Source organism: cyanobacterium endosymbiont of Braarudosphaera bigelowii, assembly GCF_020885515.1.
Lineage (GTDB): Bacteria > Cyanobacteriota > Cyanobacteriia > Cyanobacteriales > Microcystaceae > Atelocyanobacterium > Atelocyanobacterium thalassa_A.
This window is the reverse complement of record NZ_AP024987.1, coordinates 990103-1002580: the sequence shown is the minus strand read 5'-3', so window position 1 is coordinate 1002580 and position 12478 is coordinate 990103. Positions and strand designations below refer to the sequence as shown.

The window sequence follows — 12478 nt, the reverse complement described above, 5'->3', positions numbered from 1 at the left end:
ATTGAACATCAAAAATATATGTAGAATTTATCTACCATGATTAAGTTTTCAAGACGATTATTCTTAAGTGGATTGACAACACTAATAGTCATTAGTGCGATGCAAATAATTACTAGTTGTTCAGATACGAGCAAAGTCAGTAAAAACATAGACGATAAAAATTTAGAAGAAGTTAATTTATATTCTTCTCGTCACTACAATACTGATACGGAATTATATGAAGGTTTTACAAAAGAGACAGGAATTGAAGTTAATTTAGTTGAGGGAAGTGCTGATGAACTAATTGAAAGAATTAAAAGTGAGGGAGAAAACACAAAAGCAGATGTTTTTATGACAGTAGATGTGGGAAGGTTATGGCGTGCTCAAAAAACAAATATTTTTACGCCTGTTAGTTCCCCTGTATTAGAGGAAAGGATACCTGCCCCGTTGCGAGATAAAGATGGATACTGGTTTGGCTTTACAAAAAGATCACGTGTAATTGTTTATAACAAAAGTAAAGTTAAACCTGAGGAGCTTTCAACATATGAATCTTTGGCTGATACAAAATGGAAGGGTAGAATAATTATTCGTCCATCTAGTAATATTTATAATCAATCTTTGGTCGCTTCTTTAATTGAAGCCAATGGAGAAGAGGCCACAGAGGAATGGGTAAGAGGCTTTGTCGCTAATTTTGCTCGTTCTCCCCAGAGTAATGATACTGGACAAATTAGAGACGTAGCTGCAGGTGTAGGTGATATTACTCTAGCAAATACATACTATATGGCACGTTTTGCAAAGTCTGATGACCCAATAGATAAGGAAGTAATTAAGAAAATTGGAGTCTTTTTTCCAAACCAAGAAGGAAGAGGCGCACACGTAAATATTAGCGGAGCCGGAGTTGTAAGAAATTCACCTAATCAAGCTAATGCTATTAAGTTTTTAGAATATTTGACCAGCAATAAAGCTCAAGAATTTTTTGCAAGAGGAAATGATGAATATCCTGTTGTAGAAGGTGCGATGCTCGATCCCGTTTTAAAAAGCTTTGGAACATTTAAAGCTGATGATACTAATATTGCTTCTTTTGGCGAAAACTTATCCACTGCTGTTAAAGTTATGAATCGTGCAGGATGGAAGTAGTGACTTATAGAAATTAACGTAAGTATTAGTAATAGAATAATTTGTCAATTATATATGTTTAACGTTATTAAATTATTTGAATTACTATGATTACTAATAATCTTAATTGAGACAATATTAATTGTAAGACTTGTTATCATCATTTTATGAAGCATGGAATCTATTTTTTATATGATCGTAAAACTTTTTCCCTTAAAATTTATGCTTCATAATCATTTATGAATACTGGTTATCTTTATTTTTATAGAGTAGAGGTTTAGTTATGATTAAAAAATAAGAAAATATCTAAAATAAACAGTATAAATTAAGACAAGTAACTTTTTATTCTTACTAAAATATTTTCTATATTTGATACTGATGAGTATGATAAAGATACTTTCGTAAGCTTATCGGCTCTCGTAAATCGATTATTTTAGAAATATTTTACATTAATTAAATTACTAAAAGATAATATCAGTCATAGCCATACTCGCTTTCTTACGAAAATAGGAATAATATTTAGTCTAGTGGATATTATTTCTATTTTCCAATCATAAATACGTATTATCAATAATAAGGCAAAGAAAATCTCTTACTTTATTAAATAGAATTTGATCTAAAACAAATACTGATAAGGATAATAGTTATAAGAGTCGTATTTTTTGTGATTTTTTAAAATCTTAAGAATATTGTTTAAAAGAATAACCGTAACTAATATTTAATAATTTTAGAACCTATTATTTACTTAATTTAAAGTTATATAACTCTTAATTAAGATAAATAATATTAAATGTCATTTCTCTATTTTTCAATGATAACTTTTTTACTTAGAAACTAAACAAAAACAGTATAAGCTTTATTCAGCTTATACTGTTTAGATAAATTTATTTCTTAGCGATAACTTCTTTTGCGTTGTCTTTGCTTAGCTAGAGCCTTACGTTTACGCTTTTCAATTGGAGTTTCGAAATGGCGATTTTTTTTCATATCATAAAAAATACCAGCTTTACTAACTTGTCTTTTGAAACGGCGCAAAGCTGATTCAATACCCTCATTCTCTCCACGAATAATTTGGGTCATTTTGGATTTTACCTCCTGAAATTGTCTATGTACTAATGAAATTAAGTCGAGAATGATCTAACTATTAACTACTACTAATAAACAACTTTTATTAATAAATAATTTCAGCTTCGAACCATTCTATTAAAAAAAAATTAATATTTATTATAGTTTTGATCTTTAAAGCTAATAACTAGTAAGAGCGATTATTTCCCTTGTTAAAAGATCTTTTATCTTCTTTAGGTCTAGCCTTATTTACTTTCATCGACCGACCCATCCATTCAACACCATTTAGTGCATCAATAGCAGCGGTTTCTTCATCTTCTGATTCCATTTCGACAAAGCCAAATCCTCTAGGTCTTCCAGTTTCCCTATCTAAAGGTAGCTGGGCCCTTTTAACAGTACCGTATTCTGCAAAAACTTGTTCGAGGTCATCTTGTGCTACCTCGTAAGATAGGTTACCAACGTAAATTGACATAAAAAATGTTCTAAAATTAATATATATAGAATTAAATTAATCTACTGTTCTCGAATGACCATCGATAAAATAATTTAATAAAATAATTCTCGTTTGTTAATACTAGCATAGTTTCTAATTTTGTTGTTAGTAATATAATATCCTATTGGAATTAAATTATTTGAGGTAGGCTATTTTGGGCTCTAATATTAACTTTTGAGAGAAAAATAAGATCTTACTATTATAAAATAGTATGCTACGTATTTTTAATTTTAGGAGCTAGTTTTACATTTTTGGCTAATCTTAAAAATTGAAGAAGTTGAATAGTTATCCAAGTAACATCAACTTCCCACCAATCTATTCCATGGCGAGCAGAATATTGATAAGCATGATGGTTGTTATGCCAACCTTCTCCAAAAGTCAACAATGCTACCCACCAACAATTACGAGAATTATCATGAGATTTATAGCTTTGATATCCAAACCTATGAGTAGCACTATTTACAAACCAAGTAAAATGAAAAACAGCTACTAAGCGAACAAATATACCCCATATAACAAAGGGCTTCCCTCCTAAATAATAAAAAAACACTCCAAGAAGAAGTTGAATAGGAATCATAAAAATCTGACAAAATTTATAAAAATAATCTTGACCAATATCCTGAGTATAAAGAGGAATACTTCTTTCTGAAGGAATTTTATGCATTATCCATCCCATATGACTCCACCAAAATCCATGTTTAGAATTATGAGGATCTAGTTTTTTATCAGAGTATTTATGATGAATACGATGCAAACCAACCCACTGAATAACACCACCTTGACAAGCCAGTGTTCCACAAAAGACTAAGAAATATTCTAACCATTTAGGAACCTCAAAACTGCGATGAGAAATTAATCTATGGAAACCTAATGTTATACCCAAGGCTCCTGTAATCCAGTAAAAGAGAACAGCTATGCTAATAGCTCCCCAACTAAAGTTACTTGGTAGTAAGGCAAACAGTGCTAAACAATGAATTAAAGTCATATAAACAATAATTGTCCAGTCACGAGGAAGTTTTTGCGATGTGGCAACAATCATGTAAAAACCTAATTGAATATGATTAATAATACTTGACAATGATATTAATTTAGTTTGGCAATCTCATGAAGAATCAATATTATATTTACATATAAAGCATTATATTTAAATTAGATATTTAAGATACTTTATTTAACCTGAAATAGATTAAGATTAAATTACTTGATTATTTTCAGGATAGTAAGCATCATGAATATTTTGCTTGGAGTTATAATTTGAACAATTCGAAACTTATACAAGAAGCAGAGATTGCTCTATCACCAGTTTTTAGAGATATTGATCAGAAAGTTAAATACAATCTCAAAAAAACTTTGAATTCTTTTCATGATCATCACTTAGGAACTCATCATTTTTCAAGTGTTTCAGGATATGGACATAATGATTCTGGCAGAGAAGTGTTAGATAAGGTCATTGCTCAGATACTTGGGGCTGAGGCAGCAATTGTTCGTATACAGTTTGTATCAGGAACACATGCAATTGCTTCTGCATTGTTCGGAGTACTTCGTCCAGGAGACGAAATGTTATCGATCACTGGTAAACCATATGACACTCTAGAAGAGGTGATCGGACTAAGAGGAAATCATCAAGGTTCTTTAAAAGATTTTAATATTAGTTATCGTCAACTAGAACTAACCAATAAAGGGACAGTTAATTGGGATTCTCTAAGAACAGCAATTACAACGTCTACTAAATTAGTTTTTATTCAACGTTCTTGTGGATATTCCTGGCGTTCAAGTTTATCTGTATCAGATATTAAAAAAATTGTTCAAATTATTAAAAGTCAAAATCCTCATGTAATATGTTTTGTAGATAATTGTTACGGCGAATTTGCAGAAACATTAGAACCGACTGAGGTTGGCGTTGATTTAATGGCTGGTTCCTTAATTAAAAATTTAGGGGGAACCATTGTTAATAGTGGGGGTTATGTTGCGGGAAGTAAAAAATTTGTCGAGATGGCTGCTTGTCGGTTAACTTCTCCAGGTATCGGAAGTACGGGAGGAACAACTTTAAACCAAAATAGACTATTGTTCCAAGGTTTATTTCTAGCTCCACAAATGGTTGGAGAGTCGATTAAAGGAAGTCATCTATTGGCTTATATTTTTAACAAGCTCGGATATGAGGTAAATCCCTTACCCATGTCTCCTCGAAGGGATACTATACAAGCTATTAAACTAGGCTCTATTGAAAAATTAATAGCTTTTTGTCGTATAATGCAGTCTTATTCTCCAGTAGGCTCTTATTTAGATCCAATTCCTTCTCAAATGTCTGGTTATGAGGATCAGTTAATAATGGCCGGAGGGACTTTTATAGATGGTAGCACTTCTGAATTATCAGCAGATGGTCCATTAAAGGAACCATATATTATTTTTTGTCAAGGTGGTACCCATTGGACACATGTTTCCTTAGTCTTAGAAGAGATAATTAAGACAATAAAGCCATGTTTATAGTTGATAAATAATTATTATTATTTATCCAAGTATTACAAATGTTTGTATTATTCTTAGCATTAATAATTCATAACTTTGTAAGTTTATTACATCGAGGATAAAGCTTTTTCTAAGTCATGGAATTCTGCTAAGCTTTTTTCGGCCGCTTCTTCATCTAAAATAGTTAAAGCAAAGCCGACGTGAACAATAACATAATCTCCAACACTAGCTTTAGGAACATAAGCTAAGCTAACCTCTCTAATAATCCCACTAAAGTTAACTTTTCCTTTTTTTAATAAAGGTTCTTCACCACTAATACTAACTATTTTTCCTGGGACTGCTAAACACATAAGAATTTATAATAAATAATTTTGAGCTTGTAAAACCTTAGGTCTATTTTCCATAGTATACGAGAAAAGTCTACGAAAGCTTTTAACTTTAAAAAGTCTCTCTAAATAAATAGAGAGACTTTTTAAAGTAACGGTTAAGTATTTAGGCTTCAGATTCAACATGCATAAACAATAAACCCATAACTGTAAATGCTAAAACAGCCATCAAAGGAACAAATATCACGGGCAGATAAGGAAGTGCATATGTACCTAACATTCTTTTATACTCCTATTTTTGTAGTCTAGAGTGCCATAACATGAATCTTATCTGTCAGGTTTCCCTTAATTGGTCAATTATAAAGATTCTTAACATTCTATGTTAGAAGAGTTTAATAAGGGGGGGACAGTGAAATATACTGCAGACAAGTTGGACAACTTATACTAAGTGATTAATATGACTACAGAAGTAATTCAACATTGTGAAGATGGTAATTTAGCCACTCCTTTTAATTCTTCAGGATTTACTCTCGCTTTCATTAGAAATTTACCTGCTTACCGTAAAGGGTTATCTGCAAACGGTCGTGGATTGGAAGTCGGTATGGCTCACGGTTATTTTCTCTATGGACCGTTTGTTATCCTGAATCCACTACGTAGTACAGAGCAAGCTGCTATGACAGGCGTCATAGCTACTATTGGTTTAATTTCCATTTTGACTATTGCTTTATCTATGTATGCTACAGTAAGCTCTAAAAGACCTTTGGCAACTATAACTGCTTCAGAGGTTCCCGAGAACTTAGGCACTCCTGAAGGTTGGAGTGAATTTGCTAATGGTTTCTTTGTTGGCGGTTGTGGAGGCGGATTTTTCGCTTATCTTCTATGTCAAACACCTCACCTAGAACTTCTACAAGAAGTTGTAAAAGGTGTTTGGTCTGTACACTAAAAATAATACAAAATCAATTTAGGTTTTTTAACATCCAAAATAAGGTCTACACTAATTATCCAATTAGTGTAGACCTTATTTTGGATTAAAGAATAAACCTTATATTGTTTCTATTAAGACTCGAAAAAATCTACAGTACCTATAAAAGAAGAATAGGTAGTTTAACTATTGCACTGTCTCTAAAAACCTTATAAATTCTATGGTTTAATGACACATGTAAATTTAAAACCTTAGGATTATAAATAGTTTGCTTTAAGACTAATTCATTAAATAAAGCAAAAGATGAAATTATTTTAGTTATTTTTTATGAGTTCTATTCCAAGCTCTAGAACTAATATAACCCAAGAGGATTGTTGCGCCCAAAGTAAAACCCCAACCACTAGGAATATTAGATAATCCTAATGCAATACTTCCTACCCATAAAGTTAATGTATACATGAATAGTACAGTTAAACGATGCGAGATTCCTGCTTGAATTAAGCGATGGTGTAAATGCCGTTTATCTGCTATGAAAGGCGATTTTTTTTGGCTAATACGAGAAATAATAACAACTGACATATCTAGAATTGGAACAGCTAAAACTACAAAAGGTAATACTACTGCTGTAACTGCTACAGTAGCCATTGTTGCTATTTTAACTAGTCCGATAGCTCCTACTCCTGCTAAGGTAAATCCCATAAAATATGCTCCACCATCTCCCATAAAGATAATTGCAGGGTTAAAATTATATCGGAGGAATCCTAAAGCAGAACCAGCTAAAGCAGCAGATATTATGGCAGCAGAAGGCTGTTCCATAAAAAGAGTAAGAACCATCATAACTACAGCAGAAATCCCGCAGACTCCTGCTGCCAATCCATCTAATCCATCAATCCAATTAATAGCATTAGCCATTCCTACTAGCCAGATTACAGTGACAGGAAGACTTAGCCAACCAATATGTACTAAACTTAAATTACCAAAAGGAACTGACAAAAAATCAACGCGGACGCCGACTCCCCAAGCTGTACTCGCAACAGCAATTTGTAGAATGAGACGATGCAAAGGACTTAGGTCATAAAGATCATCAATTAATCCGATCAGGAAAAATGCAATACCTCCAATAATTACTCCCCAAATCTCCCATTCTTTTTGAGTGGGTAACCATCCAAATCCTCCCAAGATCCAGACAAAAAGTAAGGCCGTAATAGTTCCAGCAAAGACTGAGATACCGCCTAATCGTACCATTGGACGCTGATGCATTTTACGATTATTAATATCATTGCGAGGATTATCAACTAATCCTTTCTTTTGTCCAAATTTATTAATAATAGGCGTTACCCACCAAACCACTATAAGCGCGATGGAAAAAGCGATTAGATTATACAGTTCCATTTGCATTAGCATGGGTTTGGTTTTTTACTAGGTACATTTAGGATATTTACCTTAAACTACTCTATTGTAACTAAATCTGTAAATTGCAATCTTAATTTTGACGTATGATTATGGATATATATTATTGCTTACTAAGAGCGCCTATATGTGTCTGTTAAGAAAAAATAAGATTTTAAGTATTAATACAAAGTTATTAAACAGTTGTCTGCATTAATAAAAATTAATAGTACTTGTTACTTATTCAATATTTGTAATACTGTATTAATCTGAGATGGTATTATATCTTCTAAGTGTATAGTCTATTGTCATTGTGACTGAAAAAATTTGTGTTCTAGGATTAGATGTCGGTAATAAAAGAATTGGCGTAGCAGGATGTGACGGAACAGGCCTAATAGCTACAGAATTAATTACTATTCATCGTCAATCATTTTTATCTGATATTGAACAAATAAAAAAAATTATAAAAGAAAGAGAAGTAACAAAGTTAATCATTGGGTTACCTATACTAGCAGATGGTAATCTGGGATCTCAAGCTAAGCAGATACAGAAATTCGGTAATCGTATTTCTACAGTTCTAAATTTAGCTATAGAGTATATTGATGAAAGATTTAGTTCACTAGAAGCTGAATCAGAGTTGAAAGCGCAAAGGAAATACTCTAGTTACAATAAAGGATTGATAGATAGTTATGCTGCCAAAATAATTCTGCAAAGGTGGTTAGATCAAAGACATATTACTTTTTAAAATGCTACGAACAGTTGACATTTTTATAAATTTATATTATTGTGATATCTGGGATATGAAGTGCGGGTATAGCTCAGTGGTAGAGCGTCACCTTGCCAAGGTGAATGTCGCGCGTTCGAATCGCGTTACCCGCTTATTTTAATAGATTTGTATGGGATCAGCCGTTACAATTTTTTTTGTTTGCTGAATTAAATAAGTCATTCTAATAGTAGAATCAGTTTAATAAAGGATAGAAACTTAATCACCTGTTCCTACTTTATCCGCATAACAACTAAAGTCATATCATCATTGTCATCATTCTCTGAACCGATAAAATTTTCAATCTGATTAAATACATAATCAAGAATTTCTTGGGAATTTCTATATCGTTGGCATCCTTCCTCAAATACCTTGATAAGGTTTTTTTCGTCAAAACGAAGACCTTTTTTATTAACAGCATCTGTAAAACCATCAGTATAGTAGAGAACTACATCTCCAGAAGCAAGTTGTACTTGACCATTTTCATACTGAGAATCAGGATCCAATCCAATTAACATACCTTCTGTGTCTAATTTTTGAATGCTATGTGTTATGGCCTTCCAGAGCAAGGGAGGATTGTGAGCAGCATTACTATAAGAAAGACAACCGGTTTTAGGGTTGTATTCAGAATAAAATAACGTTACAAAACGATGAGAATTGTCCAAGTCAACATACATAAAATGATTAAGATGTTGAAGTATTTGTGCAGGAGAATGACGATGTAAAACTTCTGCTCTCAGCATACCTCTAGTCATAGTCATGATTAATCCTGCAGGCACTCCTTTCCCCATCACATCCCCTATAACGATACTCCAAGGTACACAGGTAAATTTTTCATCTTGTTTAATTTCCTTATTTTGTAGAAATTGATCATAATTTGTAGGAATAAAATCGTAATAATCACCTCCTACTCGACTGGCAGTCTGACAACGAGCTGCTAAATTTACTCCTTTAATAGTGGGACATTGACGAGGTAATAAACGTAATTGAATTTCCGACGCAATTTCTAGCTCTCTATCTTGTCTTTCTTTAGAACGTAATTCTATAGTTAACTCATCATTCGTGATCGCTGCTGACGTTTGGTCAGAAACTAATTGTAATAACTTTCGTTTATTTTGGGTCCATAAATATTCTGAATTGCTACTAAAAATATAAGTACGTCCTCTCTCTACATTCTTTACCAAAATAGGAGTACTATAAAGACAAATTCTTTTACCTAAAACTTTAGAAATTTTTTCATCTAGAGATGGTGACAAAATTGATTTTATTTGTCTATTATTTGTTTTATTAATAACACTGGAGATTGCTTCTCTAATCTCTTGATTCATTTGACGGTCTTGGCAATATAGCTGCTCAAGTGATATGTATCCATCACTATTAACTAATATTAAAGCACTACCTTCGGCATCAGTCACTCTTGCTGCCATTAGAGGCGCTAGTTCTAAAAACTGATTAAGATTGTTAAAACTTCTCAGAGCGAATCCCAGAGAACTAAGTAAATTTTGAATTTTGTTTTGTTCTCGACATAAATTAGTCATAGCTTCTTTAAGTAGAAGGATTGACATAGGCTCCGTACTAGAGAGACTACTTATTAAATCGTATTTTTTTAAAGATTTGCTGGGGATTGACTTAATAGTTATGGTATCAGCTAATGAGGGCATTAATTACTAAAAATCAAGTTTTTTATTCTAAGGTATTAGAATTCTTAAAAGAATTTACTGCTTTAATATGACGTATAGTGCAATTTATTCAGTATATGGCAACTAGTTAATTGATTAGATAGTTTACTACTAATTAGTAATAGCTTTAGAAAGTTAGTTTTATCTATCTAATATCTTTTAGAAGTAATAGTTTACAAAACTATTATAAAGTAGATAAATTATTAAAATGTATTATGAATACAAACAATTACTATCATTTAATAATGATTGCCTTTTTCTTAATAATTTGTCAGCAAATATTCTCTTTAATAAATTTCGATAGTAGACTATTTACCTATTAAAATTAAATAATCACATCAAGGAACTTATATTATCTTAATGAGTATACTGTATTAAGTAGAGATTGTTACTAAAACATTTATTTATTATAAAGAGTTTTTATTAATCAAGTTAAAATTACTCACTAGAAACTATAAAGGATTACGTTTAGGTATACCAATATCACGTGGAAAATTCTTAGAAGTTGGCTGAATTTTTTGTATATAGACGAAGTTACGAATACTATCAGTCAAAGGAGTCTTTAATTCTTTAACTGAAATTAGTTTACCTCCTAACTTTTTTAAGGTAACCTTTAATGACAACTCCTCTTGTATATCCCAGTTGCCACGATATAGTACTCCTATTCCCCCTATAGTTAAAAATGGTAGAATGTACTCAATACAAGTAGAAGATTTTCCTACAGCACGAATCAAAGCTACATCATATTTTTCCCTAAAATCGGAATTATGAGCAATATTTTCTGCTCTACCAGTCAATGCCCAAGAGTCTTTTAATCCTAATGTCTTTAGTAAAAAATTTACAACTTCTATTTTTTTTCGCCTAGAGTCGAGAAAAGTAAAATTCCATGTTGGAAAAATGATATTAATAGGAAGCCCAGGAAAGCCACCTCCTGTACCAATATCAATAACTTTTATCTTTTTTGAATATTGAAAAAATTGTAATCCAATAATTCCTGTAACAGAATCCCAAAGATGCTTTTCCCAGAATTCTTCAGGTTGTACGATACGGGTTAGGTTAACTTTATCATTAATTAATATTATTTCCTGGTACAGTTTTTCCCACTGATCCAATTGTTCTTTTGTCGGCTTCCAATTTAATTTCTGTTCCCAAATTTTTTCAAATATTGGTAATTGATTTTTCATAATGGTTTCTATTCTGAAGATTATACTTAGCAAATAGTACGACTAATTATTCTAGAATAATGACACTGAAATATCATAAAGTAATATAAACTCTATTAAACTTTATTTTTTGTATATCCTTATGTACTAAAAAACTATATATAGAAATCATGAACCTCTAAGAGTATTTGATTAACAATTTCTATATATCTCATATAAAAACAATAAATTATTAAAAACAACCCAACTCTAGGATCTACTTGTTTATTGTGTTATTTTGTAAAAGTTTAACTACCTTTTGTCGAATTCTTTTATGCTTTTCTACCCCTTCATATACAAAATAGTTTGAACTTTTATACACAATTTTTCTTTCGATATATCTTATACGATTATTAGGTTCAGTATGTATTGATAATCAAGTAAGTCAATTATTTTTGTGTTCAAAATTTATTGTTACCATTGAATCATGAACTTCATCTGCAACAAATCCAGTAGCTGCTAATAGTCTTGTTCCAAACAAATTAGCTTGTTTTTCCATACTATGGCTATAAGTCAGAACTGTTAAATTGTTGGCCAACCCTCCAATGCAAGGGATGTAGTCCATAATACTACTAACTAATATATTTATTGAAATTCATGCGACAAAGCAAAATTAGCCAGTTCATGGGCTAATAAACCAGTAATTTCAGTTTCTGAGGAAGTCTTGGCAATTGTTTCTAAAGTCGTAAACACTTTACCTCTAGGTAAAACAAAAGCATTAATATTTTATCCTCTACTACAAAAATTTATATTGGAATTCATCTCTTCCAACAACTTTTACAAATTTATTAATATATGGATTTATTTCTTGATCTTGAACTAAGTTAAAACGATCTTTAAAACCCTCCATACAACTTTCACCAACTACCAACTCTCCTCACAAAAGAAGATAACTTGTTTGTATGGTAGAAAAAGATGCAAAAATATTACCTATTACAGTAACTCCTGTATCATTCATAACAGCATTACTCAGCATGTTTCAAGTCATATGCTTTTTTAAATTAACTTGATATTGACCTAAATTTTTCAGTTAGAAAGTGCTCTTGATTGGAAGCAATAAATTGAGGGGCTTTAAGAGATA

Annotated in this window: 14 protein-coding genes and 1 tRNA gene; 5 read left to right on the top strand and 10 right to left on the bottom strand. The window is 31.6% G+C overall.

All coding sequences use genetic code 11. The annotated features are described in order from the left end of the window. The first annotated feature begins 36 nt into the window (after positions 1 to 36). The gene (locus LPC16_RS04205; protein WP_229636927.1) at positions 37 to 1116 is read left to right on the top strand and encodes a Fe(3+) ABC transporter substrate-binding protein; all 1080 of its coding nucleotides are present in this window, start codon (positions 37 to 39) and stop codon (positions 1114 to 1116) included. Between the two features lie 870 nt (positions 1117 to 1986). On the opposite strand, the gene rpsU is transcribed toward LPC16_RS04205, so the two are convergent. The 3 genes from rpsU to LPC16_RS04190 form a co-directional block, all read right to left on the bottom strand. Next, entirely contained in the window at positions 1987 to 2172 is a 186-nt protein-coding gene (rpsU, locus tag LPC16_RS04200; protein WP_012953946.1) for a 30S ribosomal protein S21, read from the bottom strand. Between the two features lie 172 nt (positions 2173 to 2344). Then, the gene (locus LPC16_RS04195; RefSeq protein WP_040055025.1) at positions 2345 to 2629 is read right to left on the bottom strand and encodes an RNA-binding regulator; all 285 of its coding nucleotides are present in this window, start codon (positions 2627 to 2629) and stop codon (positions 2345 to 2347) included. Between the two features lie 235 nt (positions 2630 to 2864). Continuing rightward, entirely contained in the window at positions 2865 to 3689 is an 825-nt protein-coding gene (locus tag LPC16_RS04190; RefSeq protein WP_229636926.1) for an acyl-CoA desaturase, read from the bottom strand. A gap of 215 nt (positions 3690 to 3904) precedes the next feature. Here LPC16_RS04190 and LPC16_RS04185 point away from each other — a divergent pair, with 215 nt between their 5' ends. After that, a complete protein-coding gene (locus tag LPC16_RS04185; RefSeq protein WP_229636925.1) occupies positions 3905 to 5137 on the top strand; it encodes a methionine gamma-lyase family protein in 1233 nt (410 codons plus the stop codon). Positions 5138 to 5223: 86 nt separating this feature from the next. Here the strand turns inward: LPC16_RS04185 and LPC16_RS04180 are convergent, their stop codons facing one another. Further along, positions 5224 to 5466, bottom strand: coding sequence for a HypC/HybG/HupF family hydrogenase formation chaperone (locus LPC16_RS04180; RefSeq protein ID WP_229636924.1), 243 nt, complete (start codon positions 5464 to 5466; stop codon positions 5224 to 5226). Between the two features lie 433 nt (positions 5467 to 5899). On the opposite strand from LPC16_RS04180, the gene LPC16_RS04175 reads away from it, so the two are divergent. Next, positions 5900 to 6385 (top strand): photosystem I reaction center subunit XI, encoded by a 486-nt coding sequence (locus tag LPC16_RS04175; RefSeq protein ID WP_040055021.1) that lies wholly within the window; start codon positions 5900 to 5902, stop codon positions 6383 to 6385. Positions 6386 to 6682: 297 nt separating this feature from the next. On the opposite strand, the gene LPC16_RS04170 is transcribed toward LPC16_RS04175, so the two are convergent. Then, positions 6683 to 7762 carry a glycosyltransferase family 4 protein gene (locus LPC16_RS04170; protein WP_229637717.1) on the bottom strand — a complete coding sequence of 360 codons (1080 nt, stop codon included), beginning with the start codon at positions 7760 to 7762 and terminating at the stop codon, positions 6683 to 6685. Positions 7763 to 8066: 304 nt separating this feature from the next. Here LPC16_RS04170 and ruvX point away from each other — a divergent pair, with 304 nt between their 5' ends. After that, entirely contained in the window at positions 8067 to 8498 is a 432-nt protein-coding gene (ruvX, locus tag LPC16_RS04165) for a Holliday junction resolvase RuvX (protein WP_229636923.1), read from the top strand. A 62-nt stretch (positions 8499 to 8560) separates the two neighbouring features. Further along, a tRNA-Gly gene (locus LPC16_RS04160) sits at positions 8561 to 8632 on the top strand. Between the two features lie 117 nt (positions 8633 to 8749). Here the strand turns inward: LPC16_RS04160 and LPC16_RS04155 are convergent. The 5 genes from LPC16_RS04155 to LPC16_RS06190 all read right to left on the bottom strand — a co-directional run bounded on the left by LPC16_RS04155 (position 8750) and on the right by LPC16_RS06190 (position 12268). Beyond that, a complete protein-coding gene (locus LPC16_RS04155; RefSeq protein ID WP_407084173.1) occupies positions 8750 to 10177 on the bottom strand; it encodes a GAF domain-containing SpoIIE family protein phosphatase in 1428 nt (475 codons plus the stop codon). Between the two features lie 470 nt (positions 10178 to 10647). Then, the gene (rsmG, locus tag LPC16_RS04150) at positions 10648 to 11379 is read right to left on the bottom strand and encodes a 16S rRNA (guanine(527)-N(7))-methyltransferase RsmG (protein ID WP_229636921.1); all 732 of its coding nucleotides are present in this window, start codon (positions 11377 to 11379) and stop codon (positions 10648 to 10650) included. 403 nt (positions 11380 to 11782) lie between these two features. After that, entirely contained in the window at positions 11783 to 11962 is a 180-nt protein-coding gene (locus tag LPC16_RS04145) for a hypothetical protein (RefSeq protein WP_229636920.1), read from the bottom strand. A gap of 20 nt (positions 11963 to 11982) precedes the next feature. Continuing rightward, complete coding sequence (locus LPC16_RS04140; protein WP_229636919.1) at positions 11983 to 12090, bottom strand: hypothetical protein; 108 nt, start codon at positions 12088 to 12090, stop codon at positions 11983 to 11985. A gap of 43 nt (positions 12091 to 12133) precedes the next feature. After that, positions 12134 to 12268 carry a hypothetical protein gene (locus tag LPC16_RS06190; protein WP_261345096.1) on the bottom strand — a complete coding sequence of 45 codons (135 nt, stop codon included), beginning with the start codon at positions 12266 to 12268 and terminating at the stop codon, positions 12134 to 12136. Positions 12269 to 12478: the final 210 nt, after the last annotated feature.

Coding starts and splice junctions, on each gene's coding strand:
- LPC16_RS04190 (WP_229636926.1), bottom strand. CDS start 3,689: ATGATTGTTGCCACATCGCAAAAACTTCCTCGTGACTGGACAATTATT.
- LPC16_RS04155 (WP_407084173.1), bottom strand. CDS start 10,177: ATGCCCTCATTAGCTGATACCATAACTATTAAGTCAATCCCCAGCAAA.
- rpsU (WP_012953946.1), bottom strand. CDS start 2,172: ATGACCCAAATTATTCGTGGAGAGAATGAGGGTATTGAATCAGCTTTG.
- LPC16_RS04195 (WP_040055025.1), bottom strand. CDS start 2,629: ATGTCAATTTACGTTGGTAACCTATCTTACGAGGTAGCACAAGATGAC.
- LPC16_RS04145 (WP_229636920.1), bottom strand. CDS start 11,962: ATGGACTACATCCCTTGCATTGGAGGGTTGGCCAACAATTTAACAGTT.
- LPC16_RS04180 (WP_229636924.1), bottom strand. CDS start 5,466: ATGTGTTTAGCAGTCCCAGGAAAAATAGTTAGTATTAGTGGTGAAGAA.
- LPC16_RS04170 (WP_229637717.1), bottom strand. CDS start 7,762: ATGCAAATGGAACTGTATAATCTAATCGCTTTTTCCATCGCGCTTATA.
- rsmG (WP_229636921.1), bottom strand. CDS start 11,379: ATGAAAAATCAATTACCAATATTTGAAAAAATTTGGGAACAGAAATTA.
- LPC16_RS04175 (WP_040055021.1), top strand. CDS start 5,900: ATGACTACAGAAGTAATTCAACATTGTGAAGATGGTAATTTAGCCACT.
- LPC16_RS04205 (WP_229636927.1), top strand. CDS start 37: ATGATTAAGTTTTCAAGACGATTATTCTTAAGTGGATTGACAACACTA.